Origin of the sequence: Cognatundibacterium luofuense (genome assembly GCF_018139685.1) — a bacterium.
Classification (GTDB): domain Bacteria; phylum Pseudomonadota; class Gammaproteobacteria; order Burkholderiales; family Burkholderiaceae_D; genus Undibacterium; species Undibacterium luofuense.
Window position 1 is genome coordinate 520,537 of sequence record NZ_JAGSPN010000001.1, and the last position, 21,129, is coordinate 541,665.

General features: G+C 52.4%; 20 protein-coding genes. 18 read left to right on the forward strand and 2 right to left on the reverse strand.

Annotated elements, in window-relative coordinates; genetic code table 11:
• The first annotated feature begins 3 nt into the window (after positions 1-3).
• From KDM89_RS02360 to KDM89_RS02420, 13 genes are all read left to right on the forward strand, one after another.
• A complete protein-coding gene (locus tag KDM89_RS02360; protein ID WP_212686318.1) occupies positions 4-366 on the forward strand; it encodes a (2Fe-2S) ferredoxin domain-containing protein in 363 nt (120 codons plus the stop codon).
• Between the two features lie 103 nt (positions 367-469).
• On the forward strand, positions 470-1,453 hold the full coding sequence (locus tag KDM89_RS02365; protein ID WP_212686319.1) for a M28 family peptidase: 984 nt from the start codon (positions 470-472) through the stop codon (positions 1,451-1,453).
• Positions 1,454-1,684: 231 nt separating this feature from the next.
• A complete protein-coding gene (locus tag KDM89_RS02370) occupies positions 1,685-3,109 on the forward strand; it encodes a high affinity choline transporter 1 (protein ID WP_212686320.1) in 1,425 nt (474 codons plus the stop codon).
• Between the two features lie 86 nt (positions 3,110-3,195).
• Entirely contained in the window at positions 3,196-3,495 is a 300-nt protein-coding gene (locus KDM89_RS02375) for an FmdB family zinc ribbon protein (protein WP_212686321.1), read from the forward strand.
• Between the two features lie 56 nt (positions 3,496-3,551).
• Positions 3,552-4,157 carry a DUF502 domain-containing protein gene (locus KDM89_RS02380; protein WP_212686560.1) on the forward strand — a complete coding sequence of 202 codons (606 nt, stop codon included), beginning with the start codon at positions 3,552-3,554 and terminating at the stop codon, positions 4,155-4,157.
• Between the two features lie 66 nt (positions 4,158-4,223).
• Positions 4,224-6,029, forward strand: coding sequence for an aspartate--tRNA ligase (gene aspS, locus KDM89_RS02385; protein WP_212686322.1), 1,806 nt, complete (start codon positions 4,224-4,226; stop codon positions 6,027-6,029).
• Positions 6,030-6,210: 181 nt separating this feature from the next.
• A complete protein-coding gene (locus KDM89_RS02390) occupies positions 6,211-7,008 on the forward strand; it encodes a CsgG/HfaB family protein (RefSeq protein ID WP_212686561.1) in 798 nt (265 codons plus the stop codon).
• A gap of 158 nt (positions 7,009-7,166) precedes the next feature.
• The gene (locus tag KDM89_RS02395; protein ID WP_212686323.1) at positions 7,167-7,844 is read left to right on the forward strand and encodes a Crp/Fnr family transcriptional regulator; all 678 of its coding nucleotides are present in this window, start codon (positions 7,167-7,169) and stop codon (positions 7,842-7,844) included.
• A 66-nt stretch (positions 7,845-7,910) separates the two neighbouring features.
• On the forward strand, positions 7,911-8,093 hold the full coding sequence (locus tag KDM89_RS02400) for a YgaP family membrane protein (protein ID WP_212686324.1): 183 nt from the start codon (positions 7,911-7,913) through the stop codon (positions 8,091-8,093).
• Positions 8,094-8,189: 96 nt separating this feature from the next.
• A complete protein-coding gene (nudB, locus tag KDM89_RS02405) occupies positions 8,190-8,657 on the forward strand; it encodes a dihydroneopterin triphosphate diphosphatase (protein WP_212686325.1) in 468 nt (155 codons plus the stop codon).
• Complete coding sequence (locus KDM89_RS02410; protein WP_212686326.1) at positions 8,654-9,460, forward strand: endonuclease/exonuclease/phosphatase family protein; 807 nt, start codon at positions 8,654-8,656, stop codon at positions 9,458-9,460. The genes nudB and KDM89_RS02410 overlap by 4 nt, the downstream gene beginning before the upstream one ends.
• Before the next feature lie 2 nt (positions 9,461-9,462).
• Entirely contained in the window at positions 9,463-10,626 is a 1,164-nt protein-coding gene (locus KDM89_RS02415; protein ID WP_212686327.1) for a phospholipase D-like domain-containing protein, read from the forward strand.
• The gene (locus KDM89_RS02420) at positions 10,623-11,429 is read left to right on the forward strand and encodes a DUF429 domain-containing protein (RefSeq protein WP_212686328.1); all 807 of its coding nucleotides are present in this window, start codon (positions 10,623-10,625) and stop codon (positions 11,427-11,429) included. Before KDM89_RS02415 ends, KDM89_RS02420 begins: the two co-directional genes overlap by 4 nt.
• A 42-nt stretch (positions 11,430-11,471) precedes the next feature.
• On the opposite strand, the gene KDM89_RS02425 is transcribed toward KDM89_RS02420, so the two are convergent.
• Entirely contained in the window at positions 11,472-13,229 is a 1,758-nt protein-coding gene (locus KDM89_RS02425) for a sensor domain-containing protein (RefSeq protein ID WP_212686329.1), read from the reverse strand.
• A 131-nt stretch (positions 13,230-13,360) separates the two neighbouring features.
• On the reverse strand, positions 13,361-13,789 hold the full coding sequence (locus tag KDM89_RS02430) for a lysozyme inhibitor LprI family protein (RefSeq protein ID WP_212686330.1): 429 nt from the start codon (positions 13,787-13,789) through the stop codon (positions 13,361-13,363).
• 522 nt (positions 13,790-14,311) lie between these two features.
• On the opposite strand from KDM89_RS02430, the gene KDM89_RS02435 reads away from it, so the two are divergent.
• From KDM89_RS02435 to KDM89_RS02455, 5 genes are all read left to right on the forward strand, one after another.
• Positions 14,312-14,701 carry an RNA-binding S4 domain-containing protein gene (locus KDM89_RS02435; RefSeq protein ID WP_212686331.1) on the forward strand — a complete coding sequence of 130 codons (390 nt, stop codon included), beginning with the start codon at positions 14,312-14,314 and terminating at the stop codon, positions 14,699-14,701.
• Between the two features lie 230 nt (positions 14,702-14,931).
• On the forward strand, positions 14,932-15,537 hold the full coding sequence (locus KDM89_RS02440) for a TetR/AcrR family transcriptional regulator (RefSeq protein ID WP_212686562.1): 606 nt from the start codon (positions 14,932-14,934) through the stop codon (positions 15,535-15,537).
• A gap of 62 nt (positions 15,538-15,599) precedes the next feature.
• Positions 15,600-17,390: an acyl-CoA dehydrogenase C-terminal domain-containing protein gene (locus KDM89_RS02445; RefSeq protein WP_212686332.1), complete on the forward strand. Its 1,791-nt coding sequence runs from the start codon at positions 15,600-15,602 to the stop codon at positions 17,388-17,390.
• A gap of 134 nt (positions 17,391-17,524) precedes the next feature.
• Entirely contained in the window at positions 17,525-19,912 is a 2,388-nt protein-coding gene (locus tag KDM89_RS02450) for a 3-hydroxyacyl-CoA dehydrogenase/enoyl-CoA hydratase family protein (RefSeq protein WP_212686333.1), read from the forward strand.
• A 14-nt stretch (positions 19,913-19,926) separates the two neighbouring features.
• A complete protein-coding gene (locus tag KDM89_RS02455) occupies positions 19,927-21,123 on the forward strand; it encodes an acetyl-CoA C-acyltransferase (RefSeq protein ID WP_212686334.1) in 1,197 nt (398 codons plus the stop codon).
• Positions 21,124-21,129: the final 6 nt, after the last annotated feature.

Sequence of the window (21,129 nt, forward strand, 5' to 3'; positions counted from 1 at the left end):
ACGATGAGCGATGAAAAAAACGCGGTAAGCATGGAAGTTGTGAAACCGAAAATCGGCAGTTATCGCAAACACTTACTGGTCTGCACCGGTACCCGTTGTACTCAGGATGGTGAGTCGCAGCAATTATTCGACAGTCTCGGCGAAAAGTTTAAAGCGGCCGGACTGAACGAAGGCGAATTGCGGGTCAAGCGCAGCCGCGTCAGTTGCTTTGCTGCATGCAAAGGCGGGCCGGTGATGTGTGTGCAGCCGGACGGCATCTGGTATTACAACGTGACAGACAGCAATATGGATAAGATTATTGATCAGCATTTATGCCAGGGCGAGCCAGTGGAGGAGTTGATTTTTCACCGGGGCCCTGCTGCCTGACGCAGCAGGGAGTGTTGCTGCTGGTCGACTCAACAGTCGTACCCCGTGCCTTTGTGCCGTTTTGCTGCTACATTTTGCGTTTTGCAAACATCGGAGATCAGCAATGAACGGTGCAGGGCAAGGTAATCAAATACGCAGTTTTTTGTTTGGCTTGTGTTTACTCGCTGGCAGTTTGTCTGTTTCTGCGCAGGAAGTGGCAGAGCAGCAGCAAACCCCTGCGATGCGGGATTTGTATCATTTGTCATCGCTGCAAATGGCTGGCCGCAAGACGGGCAGCGCCGGCAGTGAACTGGCGCGGCAGTATCTGATATCGCGTTTAACCGATGCTGGCTGGAAACCTTGCGGTGAACATTGGGAACAGCGGTTTCAGTTTCAGGCGAATGGTCAGATGCTGACCGGAACAAATGTGCTGGCTTGTCAGTCGCCCTTGCCTGCAGATCAGCAAGTAATTGTGCTCAGTGCGCACTACGATCATCTGGGTGCACATCACGAGAAAGTTTTCTTTGGTGCGGATGACAATGCATCCGGTGTTGCTGCATTGCTGGAAATCGCATCGCGTCTGAAGCAGGCACCTTCAGAGCATCCGGTGGCAATGGCTTTTTTTGATGCTGAAGAAATGGGTTTGCGCGGATCACATATGTTTGTGAAAGATAACCCCGAACTGATACGTCAGACAGCACTGAATATCAATCTGGATATGGTGGGGCGCGCAGATAAAGATGAATTATATGTAGCAGGTACTCACCATACACCGGCTTTGAAGGAAGTGGTGCAGGCAATTCCTGCCAATCCTGCATTGCGTCTGACTGCCGGGCATGATTTACCGGGAACTGGGCAGGATGACTGGGCCAGCCAGTCTGATCATTTTGCGTTTCACCGCGCAGGGATTCCGTTCCTGTACTTCGGTGTGGAAGATCATGCAGATTATCACCAGCCCGGAGATGTCGCAGAGAAAATCCAGCCTGCGAAATTTATGGCAGTGATTGACCTGATCGAACAGGCTTTACGTCAGGCTGACCTGCGCCTGAGTAGTTTGCCGGTAAGGCAGTCAACAGTCGCTGCTGCTGGTAGTGCTACTAATCATTAGACAGATAATCTGAACCTGGATTTTATAAAAAAGAATAGATTTTTAAATATGTTCTTGTGACCGAAATTTTCAGCCTGCAGCGATTTCCGTTCAGGATTAGAAATTCCGGCCTAATTACGACAATTCTGCGACAATTTCCGCGAATTTCAGGGAAGTCCGCTGGATAACTCAGTCTATAATGCCCGCAACCGAAAAGCGGGCTTTTTATTGATCTTTTGATATTCCATTTTCATGAACACTCTTATCTGGTTTGTCATTCTTTACTGGGTGATCTCGGTAGGTATCGGCCTTTACGCGGCGCGCTACGTCAATAACTCCAAAGACTTTGCCGTCGCAGGTCGTTCCTTACCCATGTATGTGGTGACAGCCACGGTGTTTGCGACCTGGTTCGGATCAGAAGCGGTACTTGGAATTTCATCGACCTTTGTCAAAGAAGGTTTGCGCGGCGTGGTGGCAGATCCGTTCGGTTCATCGTTGTGTCTGGTACTGGTCGGTCTGTTTTTTGCTCGCCCGCTTTACCGTATGAACCTGCTGACCATCGGCGATTATTTCCGCAATAAATACGGTCGTCTGGTGGAAGTGCTGGTCACCATTTGTATTGTGATTTCTTATCTGGGCTGGGTGGCCGCGCAGATTAAGGCACTGGGACTGGTGTTTAACGTTGTGTCCGGTGGCTACATCACCATGAATGTCGGCATGATCATCGGTGCCGCCAGTGTGCTCGTCTATACACTGATGGGCGGTATGTGGTCGGTAGCGATTACTGACTTCCTGCAAATGATCATTATTGTCGTCGGTATGTTCTATATCGGATGGGAAGTGTCCGGCATGGTTGGCGGTGCGGGTATGGTCATCGAACATGCAGCGAATGCTGGCAAGTTTGAATTCTGGCCTAAACCAGAGGCGAGGGAAATGATCTGGTTCTTTGCCGCGTGGATTACCATGATGCTGGGCTCGATTCCGCAGCAGGACGTTTTTCAGCGTGTGGCTTCGTCTGCAAACGAACAGATTGCTGGTCGCGCATCGGTACTTGGTGGTTTGCTGTACTTCGGTTTTGCGTTTATTCCGATGTTTCTGGCGTATTCGGCAACATTGATTGATCCGGCTATGGTCGCTGAATTGCTGGATAAAGATTCTCAGCTGATTCTGCCGACACTGATTATGACCAAAGTGCCGATGCTGGCGCAGGTTATGTTCTTCGGTGCTTTGCTGTCTGCAATCAAAAGCTGCGCCAGTGCAACCCTGCTCGCACCATCGGTCACCTTCACTGAAAATATCCTGAAACCGTTCTTCCCTAAGCAAAGTGATAAGCAGTTTCTGTTCATGATGCGGGTTGTGGTGCTTGTATTTACGGCGGTTGTAACCATGTTCGCTATGAACACCGAATCCAGTATCTACAAGATGGTGGAGAATGCTTACAAGGTCACACTGGTGGCAGCATTCGTACCATTAGCCTTCGGCCTGTACTGGAAGCGTGCAACAGCACAGGGCGGCATAGTGTCGATTGCCTGCGGTGTTGCTGTGTGGATAGGTTTTGAATTGCTGGCACCGGAAGGTTTCTGGCCACCGCAACTGGCTGGTTTGCTGGCAAGTATCAGCGGCATGGTGCTGGGTTCGCTGATGCCACAATGGGTCAGTCATCAGGCAAAGGTCTGATAAAGGCCTGACTGACAGCAGAGTGCCCAAATTTTCAGCCAAAACCTTTATAATTCAGGGTTTTATCAGTTTTTCAGAGCAAAAGTATGCCAATTTACGCCTATCGTTGTGAAGAATGTGGCTTCGCCAAAGATGTATTGCAGAAAATTTCTGATGCGCCGCTGACAGATTGCCCGGAATGCGGGAAGTCTGCTTTCCGCAAGCAGATCACGGCCGCAGGTTTCCAGCTCAAGGGTAATGGCTGGTATGTCACGGATTTCCGTGGCGGTTCCGGCGGTGCCTCTGCAACCGGCGGCGCGACGGCGACTGCCAGTGCGCCTGCAGAACCAGCGTGTGGTGCTCCGGCCTGTGCTGCAGGTGGCTGCGCAACGGATACCAGCGCCTGATCATCATCAGGCAATTACAACAACTGATTTAGTCTGACGAAGAAAGCCCGACTATGCTGCGTAAATACTTTCTGACCGGTTTACTGATTCTGGTACCGCTGGCAATTACCTTCTGGGTGCTGCATGCGGTCATCAGTACGCTGGATCAGTCGCTGTTGTTATTGCCTGAGCAATGGCGTCCGAAGGCATTGTTCGGACACGATATTCCCGGCTTCGGTGTTGTACTGACTTTGCTGATCGTCCTGATCACTGGTTTGCTGACACGTAACTTCATCGGTAACTATGTTGTGCGCGTCTGGGAAGGTTTGCTGAACCGCATTCCTATCGTGAATTCGATTTATTCCAGCGTAAAACAAGTGTCCGATACTTTGTTTTCCTCGTCCGGCAATGCTTTCCGCAAAGCAGTACTGATTGAATATCCGCGTCAGGGCTCGTGGACTATTGGTTTTCTGACCGGCGTTCCGGGTGGCGATGTGGTGAATCATTTGCAGGGCGATTATGTCAGTGTGTATGTACCAACCACGCCGAATCCGACCTCCGGTTTCTTCCTGATGGTGCCGAAGGCAGACGCGATTGAGCTGGATATGAGTGTGGATGCCGCGCTCAAGTACATCGTTTCCATGGGCGTGGTGGCTCCCGAGCAATTACCACCAAAAAAATAAATGCAGACGGCAGCGCTTGCTGCAGTCTTGTAAAGTGATTAATTTTTCCTACGACAGGTAACAGATATGTCCATGCGTACCCAATATTGTGGTCTGACAACAGAAGAATTCCTCGGTCAGACAGTCAGCCTGTGCGGCTGGGTTCATCGTCGCCGTGACCACGGCGGTGTGATTTTTATCGATCTGCGTGACCGCGAAGGTCTGGTGCAGGTCGTTTGCGATCCTGACCGTGCAGACGTTTTTGCCGCAGCAGAATCTGTACGTAATGAATACTGCCTGCGTATTACCGGTGTGGTTCGTACACGTCCGGAAGGCACCACAAACAGCAATCTGAAATCCGGCAAAATCGAAGTGCTGGCACATCAGGTTGAAGTGCTGAACGCATCCGTCACGCCACCGTTCCAGCTGGATGACGACAATCTGTCCGAAACCACACGTCTGACCCACCGCGTACTGGATCTGCGCCGTCCGCAAATGCAGCGTAATCTGCGTCTGCGTTATCAGGTGGCGATGGAAGTCCGTAAATTCCTGGACTCCAACGGCTTTATCGACATCGAAACACCGATGCTGACCAAATCCACTCCGGAAGGCGCACGTGACTATCTGGTGCCATCCCGTGTGAATGCCGGCGAATTCTTCGCGCTGCCACAATCCCCTCAGCTGTTCAAACAATTGCTGATGGTGGCAAACTTTGACCGTTATTACCAGATCACCAAATGCTTCCGCGATGAGGATCTGCGCGCTGACCGTCAGCCTGAATTCACCCAGATCGATTGCGAAACTTCGTTCATGGGCGAGCAGGAAATCCGTGACATGTTTGAAGGCATGATCCGTCTGGTCTTCAAAAACGTGCTGGATATCGATCTGCCAGACCCGTTCCCGGTGATGGAATTTGCGGAAGCGATGGGCCTGTACGGTTCCGATAAACCGGACATGCGCGTAAAACTGAAATTCACTGAACTGACTGACGTCATGAAAGACGTGGAGTTCAAAGTATTCTCCGGCGCAGCCAATATGGCAAATGGCCGCGTTGTCGGTCTGCTGGTGCCGGGCGGTGCCGCAATGCCACGCTCAGAAATTGATGCCTACACCCAGTTCGTCGGTATTTACGGCGCAAAAGGTCTGGCGTACATCAAAGTCAATGAACTGGCAAAAGGCCGCGACGGTCTGCAATCGCCTATCGTGAAAAATATCCACGATGCAGCGCTGACAGAAATTCTGGCACGCACTGGCGCTAAAGACGGCGACCTGATTTTCTTCGGTGCGGATAAAGCGAAAGTTGTTAACGATGCGATCGGTGCACTGCGCGTGAAAATCGGTCACAGCGAATTCGGTAAATCGAACGGCTTGTTCGAAGACACATGGAAACCACTGTGGGTTATCGACTTCCCGATGTTTGAATACGATGATGAAAACGATCGCTGGACAGCGACGCACCATCCGTTCACATCGCCAAAAGACGGCCACGAAGATTACATGGCAACCGATCCGGGCAAATGTATTGCTAAAGCCTACGATATGGTATTGAACGGCTGGGAACTGGGCGGTGGTTCTGTCCGTATTCACCGTGCTGACGTACAGGCAAAAGTGTTCGACGCACTGAAGATCGATGCAGACGAACAGCGTCTGAAATTCGGCTTCCTGCTGGACGCACTGCAATACGGCGCGCCTCCGCACGGTGGTCTGGCTTTCGGTCTGGACCGTATCGTCACGATGATGACCGGTGCAGAATCGATCCGTGACGTGATCGCATTCCCGAAAACCCAGCGTGCTCAGTGTCTGCTGACACACGCTCCATCGGTGGTCGACGAAAAACAATTGCGCGAACTGCACATTCGTTTGCGTGCGACTGAGCCAGCAATCAAAGGCTGATACTCATGTCAGACCGGCTTTGGCCGGTCAGTAAGCAAAAAAGCGCGGACTGGTTCCGCGCTTTTTGCATTTACCCGGCACTCATTGTGAGTTGGTTACAGTTGTTACAAAAAAGCCATCATCATGCAGAATGCATCGGTTACATTTACTGGTTTTATTCCGGAGGCCAGTGATGACAACAATGCGTTCTGTGCTGGTGCCTGTGGCCATTTTGCTGATGGCCGGGGTGCTCAGTGCCTGTAATGAAAAGAAAACCGAGCTCGGACAGGGTTCATCGGAAGTAACCGGTTCTGCGGGGCCGGCCGGTGCGAACGGCGCGAACAAGGCGTTGGTGAAATGTACCGCGCCGGTGGCGACGATGGCGCTTGTCGAAAATCCTAACGGTTACGTGCTGCAAAGCTCGTATCACCTGCCAACTTCTCCGGTGCCGCTGATTCGTTTGCTGGCGCAGCAAAGCGGATGCTTCCGCGTGGTGGATCGTGCATCCGGCCTGAAAGCTGTGGTGCAGGAACAAAGTCTGAAAGATCAGGGCATCATTCGTCAGAATTCCACTGTCCATAAAGGCAAGGGTTACGAAGCGCAATACACGATGACGCCGGGGCTGACTTTCTCGGAGACACAGGCAGGTGGTGGCATTGGTGCGATTATGGGCATGATTCCCTTCCTGAAAAATTTCACTGCCTTTGCAGAAAAAGTCAGCTTTAAAGAAGCCCAGGTTTCACTGCTGCTGACAGACAATGAAACGACCGAACAAATCGCAGCAGCAACCGGTTCCGCCAAATCGACCGATCTGGGTGTCGGTGGTCTGAGCTTCGGTGCCGGTGGTGGTGGTCTGGGAGCAGGCTGGAGCAATACCAACGAAGCCAAAGTGATTGTGGCCGCCTTCCTTGATGCGCATAACAAGCTGGTCAGTCAGGTGCAGATGCTGCAATCGAAAGAATTGCCACCTGCAGTGCCGGTAAAAGGGCAAAAACCCTGAGTTTTGCGGACTTTGGCACAGGATTTCCCGGACGTCCGCAGAAACAGCGGGCCTCCGGAATAGCCTGTGACGATAACTGCATAATGACGATGTGCTGAGACATGCTGGTACAGCCTTTCAGAGCGTGAAATAATCCATTTTTTTCACCGGTATTTACCATGTCTGATCAGCCCGAACTGAAGGCTTTCTGGTCACGTTTTCCCGATTTACAGCATCAGCCGCGCTGGCAACAGTTGCAAGCGCAGATTCGCCTGATGCCGGTGCCGGCGGGCGCCAGCCTGTTTCATGCGGGTGATTTGTGCCAGCACTACGTCGTCGTGCTGAATGGCTCGGTGGCGGTGCGCCGCTTCGCTGAGAATGGCCGTGAAATTGTTCTGTACCGCGTCGGCGAAGGCCAGACCTGCGCGCTGACCACGTCCTGTCTGCTGGCAGCCGATCCTTATCCGGCGGAAGGTGTGGCGGAAACGCCGCTGAATCTGATGCTGGTACCTTCTGCTGTGTTCAGCGAATTGCTGGGGCTGAGTGCAGCGTTTCGTCAGTTCGTGTTTCAGGCCTTTGGAGAGCGGCTTAGTGAGCTTATTCTGCTGGTGGAATCGGTGGCCCTGCGTCGGCTGGATATCCGTCTGGCAGAACGTTTACTGCAGCTGGCGGGAGAAGGGCAAACCGAAATCCGTAAAACGCATCAGGAACTGGCGGCAGAGCTGGGTACGGCGCGCGAAGTGATTTCCCGTTATCTGAAAGAATTTGAACGCAAAGGCTGGCTGCAGACTCAGCGCGGCAACCTGCATTTGCTTGATCCTGATCAGATGCAGCAGTTTCTGCAACAGTCAGCGTGACTTAGTCACTGAGCCTTACCAGGCTGTGTGATGAAATACAGCCATCATCTTTTTCAGGAGAACATCATGCAGGCAAATGTCGGTGGTGCAGATCGTCTGGTACGTATTATTGCTGGCCTGGTTTTGCTGAGTCTGGTCTGGCTGGTGCCGACTAACTGGGGCTGGCTGGGTATTGTTCCGCTGATGACGGGACTGATTCGCTGGTGTCCCGCCTATCTGCCGTTTGGTCTGAGCAGCTGTAAGCGTTAAGCAACTTCACTCTGTTGTCTGTCGCCGTGAGGCGGTCCGTGCGTTACCTGATAGCCAGTTCTATAATAGGAGCTGGCTTTTTTTTCTGGATCACGGATGACTCAATACAAAATTCCGGAATCGGTACTGGTGGTTATTTATACGCCTGCAATGAATGTACTGGTCATGGCGCGCACCGATAAACCAGAGTTCTGGCAATCCGTCACCGGTTCGCGCGATACACCGGATGAACCGCTGTTGCAGACGGCTGTACGTGAAGTGGCGGAAGAGACAGGCATCGATGCTGCCTGCGGTGTGCTGACAGACTGGCAGCTGCGCAATGTCTATGAAATTTATCCGGTCTGGCGTCATCGTTATGCGCCGGGTGTGACACAAAATACCGAGCATGTGTTTGGTTTGTGTGTGCCGGAAGGCACAGCCGTGACGCTGGCTCCGCGTGAGCATCTGCGCTACCGCTGGCTGCCGTGGCGGGAAGCGGCTGACTTGTGCTTTTCACCGTCGAATACCGAAGCGATACTGCTATTGCCCCGTTATCACCAGCCGGAAATCATGAGCGCCTTATGAGCATACTGCGCATCGCCAGTTACAACATTCATAAAGGTGTCAGCGCCTTCGGGCGTCAGGCACGGATTCATCATCTGAAGCAGGCCATTGCCGGGCTCGATGCCGATATTCTGTTTCTGCAGGAAGTGCAGGGCAGGCACGATCTGCATGCGCAGCGTCATGCAGGCTGGCCGGATGCAGGACAGCATGAATTTCTGGCGGGCGACAGCCATCATCATGCTTATGGCAAAAACGCGGTGTATCAGCATGGACATCATGGCAATGCTTTACTCAGCCGCTATCCGATTTTCTCCGCAGAAAACCATGATGTTTCCGATCACCGGCTGGAGCAGCGCGGCATACTGCATGCACGGGTTGGCATCGGTGAGATCGCAGTGCACTGTTTCGTGATTCATCTTGGATTGTTTGCGGCCAGCCGCCGCCGTCAGATACAGGCGCTGATCGAAACCGTGCAGCGCGATACACCTGACAATGAACCCGTCATTATCGCCGGTGATTTTAATGACTGGAATCAGCAACTGAGTCAGACTCTGTATCAGGAACTCGGCGTGGTCGAAGCCTTTGATGCAGTATGTGAACACGGGCAGACTTCGGCCATACTGCCGCTGGCACGACATCTGAGCAAACAAGCGCCGGTGCATGCACGCACCTTTCCGGCGGGCTTTCCGTGGCTGTGTCTGGATCGCGTGTACACGCGGGGCTTTCGTATCAGCGAAGCAATGGTTCTACAGGGCGCACCGTGGCGGCAGTTATCGGATCACGCACCGATTATGGTGCAACTGGATTTTTCTGAGCAACGCTGATCATGCCGCGTGTTGAATTCATTCAGGGCAATGATTTGCACCTGCTGCGCAGTGGCGCGGAATATTTTCCGGCATTGCTGCATGCCATTAGTGAAGCCAGAAATGAAGTTTATCTGGAAACCTATATATTCCAGCCGGACGATACCGGATTACGTATCCGGCAAGCACTGATACAGGCTGCGCAACGCGGCGTCAGTGTGCGGGTGGTGATTGACTGGCTGGGCAGCGGGCGCGAAGCAGCCGAGGAATTGTGCCTGACCCTGTTGCGCGAAGGCGTTGCCTGCCGCTTATTCAATCCCTGGTTCCGGCGCGGACTGGCGCGTACGCACCGTAAAATCACTGTGTGTGACGGACAGGTCGCATTCGTCGGTGGTCTGAATATCATTGATGACCTGATTGCCGATGACGGCTCCGGCATGCCTTTACCGTTTCCACGCTGGGATTTCGCGTTGCGCGTACTGGGCCCGCTGGTGCCGTTGATTCACAGCGAAGTTGATGCCCAGTGGCGTAAAGCAGGGACGATGGATTTGCGCTCCCGTTTTGAATTGCTGCGCAGTTTGCGTCAGGAGGCGCGCATCGCCAGTCAGCAAACCGGTCTGGCTGCTTTGCTGGTACGCGACAATCTGCGTAACCGAACCAGCATACAAAAGGCGTTCTTGCAGGCGCTCGGCAAAGCAAAGCAGCGCGCCGTGCTGGTGACACCTTACTTTGCACCGGGCCGTAAATTCCGTCGTGCTATGACCATGGCGGCGCAGCGTGGTGTGGAAGTGGTGCTGCTGGTCGGCGTCGGGCAATTTCGGCTGCAGGATGCAGTGACGCAGGCTTACTATCCGCGTCTGCTGAAGCGTGGTGTGCGGATTGTCGAATTTCATCGCACGCAGCTGCATGCAAAAGTCGCGATTGTGGACCATGACTGGGCCAGCGTCGGTTCCAGTAATTTCGATGGTCTCAGTCTGTTTCTGAATCACGAATCCAATATCGTTGTCCGCGATCACCGGCTGACAGCGGATATCGATAAAGAATTGCGCGACGGTATTGCCCAAGGGCGGGAAATTCTGCTTGCGGATTACGACAAAATTCCCTGGTGGCGCAGGGTGTATAACGGTTTCGCTTACGTCGTGTACCGCGCACTGATGCGCATCATTACGCTGGGATATTACGGATGATACTGGCTGGTGTGGATTTCACCAGCGCGCCTTCGCGCCGCAAACCTGTTGTGGTGGCGACCGGTGAAGTGCGTGCTGAATGCCTGCACTTAACAGGCTTTAAAACATTTATAACGCTGGCGCAGTTTGCCGACTGGTTGCAGGCAGAGCCTGCATGGCTGGCCGCCTGCGATTTACCATTTTCGCTGCCGCGCGCATTGATCGAATGGCATGACTGGCCGCTCAGTTATCCCGACCTGATACAGCACTTGCAGCAGCTCAGTCGTGATCAGCTACGCGCTGCCTGCAAAGCGTACTGCGATGCACATCCGCCCGGTCAGAAATTCGCTCATCGGCAGACCGACCGGCCTGCGGGTTCATCGCCTTCAATGAAATGGATCAATCCACCGGTCGCCATCATGCTGCATGCTGGTGTACCTATATTGCTGCAAGCAAACGCGACCTTGCCGGGCATGCTGCATGGACATCCGCAACGGATTGCATTAGAGGCGTATCCGGGCATGGTCGCGCGCAGTATTACCACCGCATCCTATAAGAATGATCAGAAACAAAAGCAAACTGAGGCACGCTTGCAGGCACGTATACAGATTTTGCAGGCATTGCAGCGCGGTGAAACACGCTGGTATCTGAAAGTGGATTGTGATGTTTTTGCAGAGCAAATCATTCAGGATGGTAGTGGCGATCATCTGGATGCATTGCTGTGTTTATTGCTGGCAGGCTGGGCGTGGCAGCGGCGTGATCACAACTGGGGTTTGCCGGCGTTTGATGCCTTAGAAGGCTGGATCGCTGGCTGTGATGTCTGAGCTGCGGATGTGAATTCCGCAATAGCAAAAACAATCTGAGCTTTAGTGAACTGACGCTTGCCGTCTTGGTGGAAAATCCGCAAAGCAGATGCGGTTACGTCCGCGCTCTTTCGCCTGATACATCGCCTGATCAGCGCGTTTCAGAATGTCGGCTGCGTGATGTTCCGGTGCTGCAAATAAGGCGACGCCGACACTGGCTGAGCAATGGTGCTGTAACACTTTTTCAGATTCGCCATTTCTCAAACGCAATTGATAAGGAATGGTCAGGCTCTGCTGCATTTTTTCTGCAATTTGTGCCGCCAGCTCAAACGATGCGCCAGTTTCAGAATCCAGTTCACAAATAATCACCACAAATTCATCGCCACCCAGCCGTGCGACAGTGTCGGATGCGCGGACGCAGGTCTGTAAGCGATTGGCAACTTCAATCAGCAGGCAGTCACCGGCATCGTGTCCGAAATGATCATTCAGTGGTTTAAAGTTATCCAGATCCAGCATCAGCACTGCGCCGTGCAGCGCGTGACGGCGACTGCCGCGCAGACAATGCTCAAGGCGATCATGCAGTAAGCGCCGGTTTGGTAAACCTGTCAGCGCATCGTAAAACGCCAGTCGCTGAATTTCCTGTTCCACCCTGCGGCGTTCGGTAATATCTTTTACGATGGCAATGTAATGCATCACTTCGCCATCTTCATCATAAATACGCGATACAGTCATACTGGCCGGAAATTGTCCTTTTTCCGGATGTGTAATCACAAATTCGATTTCGCGTTCGGTGGCATCGTGAATCTGATGGAACAATTGCGTGAGTTCTTCAGACGCCATGTGGCGCAGGTAAGGAAACGGATGCTCGCTGTAAAGCAGTAAGGATTCTGTATATCCGGTCATCCGGCACATAGCAGGATTTACTTCTACAGGCCGAAAACGCTTATCCAGCACCATGAAGCCATCCTGCATGGAGTGAATTATTTTGCGGGTAAACCTTAAGGTTTCGTGCAATTCCTCCTGCGCATTTTTTAATGCCGTCACGTTATCGTGTGAGATCACGATACGTGCCGGACTGACGCCCGGCAAACGACACGCTCTGGCAATAAACCAGCGGCGTTCGGTTACTGTATGCCACGGGTATTCGATTTCGAAAGTCTGTAATTCACCTTGTAACACCCGTTTCAGTTGCTCCGGAAAATCGCTGCTATCTGTTTGCCCGCGTCGCTGCGATCCATTGGCAGCTGCACAGATTTCCAGATAACTGACTGGTCTCAGCAGCAGTTCCGGGTCACCACCATTTTCAATGTAGAACTGACGCCATGCATGATTGGCAGAAACGATGATGCCGTTTTCATTCAGCACGCACAGTTGCGAACTTAATCCGTCAATCACCGCATGCGCGAATATTTTGGAAGCTTCCAGTTCAGCTTCGATTTTGCGTCTCAGCGAAATGTCCGTGACATAAACCAGTCTCCGGTCAGTACCATCCTGCCCACGGATGCAGGCAGATTCGCTGATCACGTGGGAATGTGTACCGTCTTTCCGAACGACCTCCCACTCACCACTCAGCGACCCGCCACGCGTCAGAAAATTCTGATGCAGACGCAATAATGATTGCTGTTGGTCTTCGGGGAAAATCATCAGGAAAGAGTGTCCCTGCATTTCAGACGGCAGGTAACCATAAATGCGCGCATAGGCATCGTTCACAGCCACATACGTGCCGTCCATGGCGATGACGGCCATTCCCAGCGGTGATTGCCGCATGACGGTGTCAAACGGCATTTCCTGCTGTAATACGCTGTTCGCCTGACCGGACATGACGTCTCCCTGATGCTGCCAACAGAATGCAAGTGTTAACTACAATCGATTTCAGTGTGCAACTAACAGCTTAATCCTTGCAACTTTAATTCCCTCTGGTGCGTATTACTATGCTGCCGTGAGTGTAAAAGCTATTTTTTAGGATTCGGGAGCAGCGGATTTCTTTCGTCATAGTAAGCCAGATAATCTACCCAGATTTCGTAAATACGATCATCGAGCATTCGTATCTGACATTCAGCCGAATAGCGATAACGCGAGGTTCCCGGTTCGCGTCTGAAAACATATTCGCAATGCTGATCAGAATACTTAGTCCAGATTTTTTGTGTTTCAACTAATTCTTTGTCCGTTCCACCGGCCATTTTTTCCAGTTTCCGCGCTGCCGCTAAATACTTTCGAAGCTTCGCTGCCCGTAAATTGATTTGTTCATTAAGGCATTCCATAAGCTCTGCGTTATCTTTGGTATTCGTACAGACTGCGGCAGACTGCGCTGCCCACGACATACTGGCGGATAACGCAAAAATACCGGTTGCCAGATATTTAAAGAGTAATGATTTTTTCATTGGTGATTTGTGGGACGGGATGCGATTGAACAGCCTGTCAAAATGCGGGACAGGCACACGACTTTATTTTAAGACCGCATTGCTTCAACTTACATGCTGGTATCAGTTGTTACACCGCGAGCCGGAATTTAATCGCAAATCCTGACGTACTTCTTTGATTTTTAAAGAATAGCCGTATTTTGATGAAAATTGTGCTGTTTTAAAACGAAAATCTACGTATTGTTGTGTGTATAGAACGTAAGGATTTTTAATTTACATGTAATGTTCTTTGAATGCATCTCTGGATCATGTCTTAATGCAAAAAATGATATTTTGCGTTCTCGAAATCCCCCGCGGAAATCCTGCTGCAGAGACGTAGCAAGGCGTCGTTTTTAAATGCCTTGTCATTCAACCATTGCTGCAATAGAGTGCACGAAATAGTATGAACGTACGTGCAATTTACCCTTGCACCGCATTGCCGCAGCATGTCATTGCAATGACATATTGACTATGCATGCTGTCTCTTCTGATATTGATAACACCATGAAACTTCCGCTGATTGAAACCACCCGGCTCGATAAATGGCTGTGGGCCGCCCGTTTTTTTAAAACCCGCACACTGGCAACGAATGCGATTGAGTTGGGCAGGGTGTTGCAAAATGAGCAAAGAGTAAAACCGGCACATACAGTGCGCAGCGGCGATATTCTGGAAATCCATCACGGGGAGCAAGTGTGGACGGTGACGGTGTTACTGGTTTCAGAAACACGCGGCCCTGCACCGCTGGCGCAGGCTATGTATGAGGAAACGGAAGCCAGTCGCAATGCACGGGCAACAGAAGCTGAGAAGCGCCGTTATTTTCATGAACCGGCTGCTGCGATACACGGACGTCCGACCAAGCGTGACCGCCGCAGGCTGGATTCCGGCTGGGGTTAAACAGAGGCTGCGAGGCGGTGGTCAAGCCGTCAGAAAGGAGAAAAACCGGTACGCCGGTTCGTCACAGATAAATAGATACTCCACTCTAATGCAAAGCCTTTGAGTTTGACATTTAAGGCACTCTGCATAATAGTACGAGCGTTCGATAAATTTGCTGATTAACTGTTATAACTGTGAAGCAGTAAATGATTTCAGAATTGCAATGTGATATGAATATGACATCAAAATTCATGCGTAAAGGTGAGCTGACCCGGGCTGCGATTCTCGACGTAGCGCTGGATGCCGCCAGCCGGGACGGGCTGGAAGGGCTGACTATAGGCTTGCTGGCCGAGAAAATGAACATGAGTAAGTCCGGCGTGTTCGCGCATTTCGGTTCGCGTGAAGATTTGCAGATCGAAGTACTCAAGCTGTATCACCACCATTTTGAACAGGAAGTGTTTTACCCCAGCCTGAAAGAAGCACGCGGACTGCCACGTTTGCAAGCGATGTTTGCATTGTGGGTGAAACGGGTGACGGTGGAGATTGCGTCCGGCTGTATTTATATCAGTGGCGCAGTCGAGTACGACGACAGACCCGGCCCGATCCGCGAAGCGCTGGTCGGGATGGTCAAAGCCTGGCAAGGTGCCTTGCAGCGTGCAGCAGCACAGGCAGTCGAGTTGGGACATCTGCGTAATGATGTCGACGCAGATCAGATTGTGTATGAAATGTATGGCCTGATTCTGGCACTGCATCACGATGCGCGCTTTATGCGCACACCGGGTAGTGTTGAACGAGCTCAGGCCGGATTCGAACGAATGATCAAATATTATGCGCCGGTGACGAAGGCAGTCGCCTGATCTTCCGGTATTTGCAGTACCTGTTTAATTAACCATATTCAATTTGCCGTCAGGAGAAAATTATGGGTCAATATGTTGCTCCATTGCGTGATATGCAGTTCGTGTTGCATGAGTTACTGAATGTTGAAGCGGAACTCAAACAATTGCCTGCGTACGCCGAAGTCGATGCAGATATCATCAACCAGATCCTGGAAGAAGGCGGCAAATTCACTTCCCAGGTACTGTTCCCGCTGAACCATTCCGGTGACCGCGAAGGCTGCCACCACGATAAAGAAACAAAAACTGTTACTACACCAAAAGGCTTTAAAGAAGCGTATCAGCAATACGTGGAAGCCGGCTGGGCAGCGCTGTCCTGCGATCCGGAGTACGGTGGTCAGGGCTTGCCACTGACAGTGAACAACTCGTTCTACGAAATGCTGAACTCGTCGAATCAGGCATGGACCATGTATCCTGGCCTGTCGCACGGTGCTTATGAATGTATCCACGCACACGGCACGGACGAACAAAAAAACCTGTACCTGCCAAAACTGATTTCGGGTGACTGGACAGGCACAATGTGTCTGACCGAACCGCACTGCGGTACCGATCTGGGTCTGCTGCGCACGAAAGCAGAACCACAGGAAGATGGCAGCTACAAAATCACCGGCGCGAAAATCTTTATTTCCGCTGGCGAACACGACATGTCTCAGAACATCGTCCATCTGGTACTGGCACGTCTGCCAGGCGCACCGGAAGGTTCAAAAGGTATTTCCCTGTTCATCGTTCCTAAATTCCTGCCGAATGCAGATGGCAGCAATGGCGCACGCAATCCGATTTTCTGCGGCGCGATCGAAGAAAAAATGGGTATCCACGGTAACTCCACTTGCCAGATGAATCTGGATGGCGCAACCGGCTGGCTGATCGGCGGTCCGCACAAAGGTTTGCAGGCAATGTTCGTATTCATGAACGCTGCACGTCTGGGCGTTGGTATGCAAGGTCTGGGTCTGACCGAAATCGCTTACCAGAACGCACTGGTATATGCCCGTGACCGTCTGCAAATGCGCAGCCTGTCCGGCCCGAAAGCACCGGAAAAACCAGCTGATCCTATCATCGTGCATCCTGACGTTCGTCGTATGCTGCTGACTGCAAAAGCGTACGCTGAAGGCGGCCGTGCATTCTGTTCCTACGTTGCGCTGCAACTGGATAAAGAACTGAATCACCCTGATGAAGCAGTCCGTAAAGAATGCGCGGATGAAGTTGCGCTGCTGACACCGATCATCAAAGCCTTCATCACTGACAACGCATGGATTTCCACTTCCGAATGTCTGCAAGTGTACGGTGGCCACGGCTATATCTCTGAATGGGGTATGGAACAGTACGTACGTGATTCCCGTATCAACATGATTTACGAAGGCACAAACACAGTGCAGTCGCTGGATCTGCTGGGTCGTAAGATCCTGATGGACAACGGTAACAAACTGCGTAAATTCGGCGCGAAAGTACAGGCGTTTGTTGAAGCCAACGGTACCGATGAAAAAATGTCTGAATTCGTGACACCGCTGGCTGAACTGGGCGACAAAGTCACCAAGCTGACCATGGAAATCGGTATGAAAGCCTTCCAGAATCCTGACGAAGTCGGCGCGGCAGCGGTTCCTTACCTGCGTGTGGTTGGTCACATGGTGTACAGCTACTTCTTCGCACAAATGGCAAAAATTGCGCTGGAAAAAGAAGCATCCGGCGACACATTCTACAAAGCGAAACTGGCAACCATCCGTTTCTACTTTGCCCGTCTGTATCCGGAAACAGCGATGCTGATCCGTCAGGCGCGTTCCGGTTCCGCCAACCTGCTGGCACTGGAAGCCGATCTGTTCTGATGCACTGAAGCTGAGTAAAAAACCTGTTGCAAACACCTCTGCGGTCTGCCTTTCCTCCCCGGAAGCAGGCCGCAGAACACAGCAGCAGGCTGGCAATACCAAGCTGTCTCTGAGCCCTTCAACAAGGAAAAACCATGACTAATTTCATCGTTAAGAAAGTCGCTGTGCTGGGTGCCGGCGTGATGGGTGCGCAAATTGCTGCACACTGCGTCAACGCGAAAGTACCTGTAGTGCTGTTTGATCTGCCTGCAAAAGAAGGCCCGAAAAATGGCATCGTTCTGCGTGCCATCGAGAATCTGAAAAAACTCAATCCTGCACCGCTCGGCAATAAAGAAGATGCAGCCCTGATAGCAGTCGCCAACTACGAAGACAATCTGGACCTGCTGTCCGGTTGCGATCTGATCATTGAAGCGATCGCAGAACGTATGGACTGGAAACACGATCTGTACAAAAAAGTTGCGCCGCACATCAGCGCCAACGCGATTTTCGCATCTAACACTTCCGGCCTGTCGATTACAGCGCTGTCTGAAGGTTTTGATGTAGAGCTGAAAGCCCGTTTCTGCGGCGTTCACTTCTTCAATCCACCGCGCTACATGCACCTGGTGGAACTGATTCCTACCGCATCGACCCGTCCTGAAATCATCGACCAGCTGGAAGGTTTCCTGACTACATCGCTGGGTAAAGGCGTGGTACGTGCGAAAGACACACCGAACTTCATCGCTAACCGCGTTGGTATCTTCGGTATGCTGGCAACCATTTATCAGGCACAGCAATTCGGCCTGACAGTGGACGTGGTGGATGATCTGACCGGTAAAAAACTGGGCCGTGCTTCTTCCGGTACTTTCCGTACTGCGGACGTGGTTGGTCTGGACACCATGGGTCACGTGATCAAAACCATGCAGGACAACCTGAAAGATGATCCTTTCTTCTCCGTGTATCAGACACCGGAAGTGCTGGCGAAGCTGATCGAAGCGGGCACACTGGGTCAGAAATCCGGCGCAGGTTTCTACAAAAAAGTCGGTAAAGACATTCAGCGTCTGAACTTCTCCACCATGCAGTACGAATCCGGCGGCGCGAAAGCGGACGATCTGGTGAACCGCATGCTGAAAGAAAAAGACCCTGTGAAGAAAATGAAGTCGCTGCGTGAATCGACACATCCACAGGCACAATTCCTGTGGTCGATTTTCCGTGACGCATTCCATTACATCGCTGTGCACGCAGGTTCTATCGCTGACAACGTTCGCGATATCGACTTCGCAATGCGCTGGGGCTTCGGCTGGAAAGTCGGCCCGTTCGAAACATGGCAGGCTTCCGACTGGCAGGCAGTGGCTGGCTGGGTGAAAGAAGATATCGAAGCCGGTAAAGCACTGTGCAGCACACCGCTGCCGGCATGGGTATTCGATGGCCGTACCGGTGTTCACACCAAAGACGGTTCCTGGAACCCGACCACGGCATCTTACGCCGCACGCTCCGCACTCAAAGTGTATGACCGTCAGGCATTCCGCGCGCCGGTACTGGGCTCCGGTGAAATCACCGGCGAAACCGCAGGCGTCACCTTCTTCGAAGATGATTCCGTCCGTATCTGGCATCAGAACGATGACGTGCTGATCCTGTCGCTGAAAACCAAAATGCACGTGATTGGCCCTGGCGTCATCGAAGGCATGGAAAAAGCGATTGCTGAAGCCGAGAAAAACTTCAAAGGTCTGGTGATCTGGAATACTGATGCAGCCGAAGGCGGCGCATTCTCTGCCGGTGCTGACCTGCAAGCGATGCTGCCACTGTTCATGTCCGGCGGTATCAAAGCAATTGAACCAGCGATTTCCCGTCTGCAGGATGCACATCAGGCACTGAAATACGCGAATATTCCAGTCGTTGCTGCAGTAGCCGGTCTGGCACTGGGCGGTGGCTGCGAACTGATGATGCACACAGCACGCCGCGTGGCTGCGCTGGAATCGTATATCGGTCTGGTCGAAGTCGGTGTTGGTCTGGTACCGGGCGGTGGCGGTCTGAAAGAAGCCGCAGTACGCGCTGCAGCCGATGCCAAAGGCGGCGATCTGCTGCAATCCCTGAAAGGCTACTTCATGAATGCCGCAACCGCAGCCGTTTCCAAATCGGCGCTGGAAGCGAAGAAAATGGGTTACCTGACAGACAGCGACGTGATCGTGTACAACGCATACGAACTGCTGCACGTCGCAAAATCCGAAGCCCGTGCAATGTTTGACGCAGGCTACCGCGCTCCAATGCGCAAACTGATTCCGGTTGCGGGCCGTCACGGCATCGCTACCATTGGTGCACAGCTGGTCAATATGCGTGACGGTGGTTTCATCTCCGCGCATGACTTCAAACTGGGCATGATGATTGCCGAAATCGTCTGCGGCGGCGATATGGATGCTAACAGCCAGGTCACAGAACAATGGCTGCTCGACGGTGAACGTAAAGCATTCATGGAATTGCTGAACCATCCGAAAACGCAGGAACGCATCATGGGCATGATGCAGACCGGTAAGCCAGTACGTAACTAATCGGAGTACAGAATATGACTACACAACTTCAAGACGCTTATATCGTCGCAGCAACCCGTACCCCAATCGGTAAGTCTGGCCGTGGTTATTTCCGTAATACCCGTCCTGACGATCTGCTGGTGAAAGTGCTGCAATCCGCGCTGGCACAAGTGCCGGATCTGGACCCGGCACTGGTCGAAGATGCGATCGTTGGCTGTTCCTTCCCTGAAGGCGCACAAGGTCTGAATCTGGCCCGTATGGGTGTGTTGCTGGCAGGTCTGCCAAACACCATCGGCGGCGTCACTATCAACCGTTACTGCGCATCCGGTATCACTGCAGTGGCGATGGCTGCTGACCGCATCCGTGTTGGTCAGGCAGACGTGATGATCGCTGCAGGTGTGGAATCCATGTCCATGGTGCCGATGATGGGTAACAACCCGTCGATGAACATGGCGATTCTGAAAGACGAAAACGTCGGCATGGCCTACGGTATGGGTCTGACTGCAGAAAAAGTGGCAGAGCAATGGAAGATCAGCCGTGAAGCGCAGGATGCGTTCGCACTGCAATCTCATCAGCGCGCACTGGCAGCACAGGCTGCTGGCTACTTCGATGCAGAAACCACACCAGTGGAAATCATCGAACGTGTACCGAATCTGGCGACTGGTCAGATCGACCTGAAAACACGTATCGTGAACCGCGATGAAGGCGCACGTCCTGACACCTCACTGGAAGGTCTGGCAAAACTGAAACCGGTATTCGCGGCCAAAGGTTCCGTGACTGCAGGTAACAGCTCCCAGACATCCGACGGCGCAGGCGCACTGATTCTGGTCAGCGAAAAAATCCTGAAACAGTTCAACCTGACACCACTGGCACGTTTCGCATCGTTCGCAGTACGCGGCGTACCACCGGAAATCATGGGTATCGGTCCTAAAGTCGCGATTCCTGCAGCATGTAAAGCTGCCGGTATCACACAGGATCAGATCGACTGGTTCGAACTGAACGAAGCATTTGCTGCGCAATCTCTGGCAGTAGTGCAGGATCTGGGTCTGGACCCGGCCAAAGTCAACCCGATGGGTGGCGCGATTGCGCTGGGTCACCCGCTGGGCGCAACCGGTGCGATCCGTTCCGCCACTACCATCCACGCACTGCACCGTAACAACCTGAAATACGGAATGGTGACCATGTGCGTTGGTACCGGTATGGGTGCTGCAGGTATTTTTGAGCGTGTCTGATTCGGT

Excerpts from the sequence above, each read along its gene's own strand:
- KDM89_RS02360 (WP_212686318.1), top strand. The coding sequence starts at position 4 with ATGAGCGATGAAAAAAACGCGGTAAGCATGGAAGTTGTGAAACCGAAA.
- KDM89_RS02365 (WP_212686319.1), top strand. The coding sequence starts at position 470 with ATGAACGGTGCAGGGCAAGGTAATCAAATACGCAGTTTTTTGTTTGGC.
- KDM89_RS02370 (WP_212686320.1), top strand. The coding sequence starts at position 1,685 with ATGAACACTCTTATCTGGTTTGTCATTCTTTACTGGGTGATCTCGGTA.
- KDM89_RS02375 (WP_212686321.1), top strand. The coding sequence starts at position 3,196 with ATGCCAATTTACGCCTATCGTTGTGAAGAATGTGGCTTCGCCAAAGAT.
- aspS (WP_212686322.1), top strand. The coding sequence starts at position 4,224 with ATGTCCATGCGTACCCAATATTGTGGTCTGACAACAGAAGAATTCCTC.
- KDM89_RS02390 (WP_212686561.1), top strand. The coding sequence starts at position 6,211 with ATGCGTTCTGTGCTGGTGCCTGTGGCCATTTTGCTGATGGCCGGGGTG.
- KDM89_RS02395 (WP_212686323.1), top strand. The coding sequence starts at position 7,167 with ATGTCTGATCAGCCCGAACTGAAGGCTTTCTGGTCACGTTTTCCCGAT.
- KDM89_RS02400 (WP_212686324.1), top strand. The coding sequence starts at position 7,911 with ATGCAGGCAAATGTCGGTGGTGCAGATCGTCTGGTACGTATTATTGCT.
- nudB (WP_212686325.1), top strand. The coding sequence starts at position 8,190 with ATGACTCAATACAAAATTCCGGAATCGGTACTGGTGGTTATTTATACG.
- KDM89_RS02410 (WP_212686326.1), top strand. The coding sequence starts at position 8,654 with ATGAGCATACTGCGCATCGCCAGTTACAACATTCATAAAGGTGTCAGC.
- KDM89_RS02415 (WP_212686327.1), top strand. The coding sequence starts at position 9,463 with ATGCCGCGTGTTGAATTCATTCAGGGCAATGATTTGCACCTGCTGCGC.
- KDM89_RS02420 (WP_212686328.1), top strand. The coding sequence starts at position 10,623 with ATGATACTGGCTGGTGTGGATTTCACCAGCGCGCCTTCGCGCCGCAAA.
- KDM89_RS02425 (WP_212686329.1), bottom strand. The coding sequence starts at position 13,229 with ATGTCCGGTCAGGCGAACAGCGTATTACAGCAGGAAATGCCGTTTGAC.
- KDM89_RS02430 (WP_212686330.1), bottom strand. The coding sequence starts at position 13,789 with ATGAAAAAATCATTACTCTTTAAATATCTGGCAACCGGTATTTTTGCG.
- KDM89_RS02435 (WP_212686331.1), top strand. The coding sequence starts at position 14,312 with ATGAAACTTCCGCTGATTGAAACCACCCGGCTCGATAAATGGCTGTGG.
- KDM89_RS02440 (WP_212686562.1), top strand. The coding sequence starts at position 14,932 with ATGCGTAAAGGTGAGCTGACCCGGGCTGCGATTCTCGACGTAGCGCTG.
- KDM89_RS02445 (WP_212686332.1), top strand. The coding sequence starts at position 15,600 with ATGGGTCAATATGTTGCTCCATTGCGTGATATGCAGTTCGTGTTGCAT.
- KDM89_RS02450 (WP_212686333.1), top strand. The coding sequence starts at position 17,525 with ATGACTAATTTCATCGTTAAGAAAGTCGCTGTGCTGGGTGCCGGCGTG.
- KDM89_RS02455 (WP_212686334.1), top strand. The coding sequence starts at position 19,927 with ATGACTACACAACTTCAAGACGCTTATATCGTCGCAGCAACCCGTACC.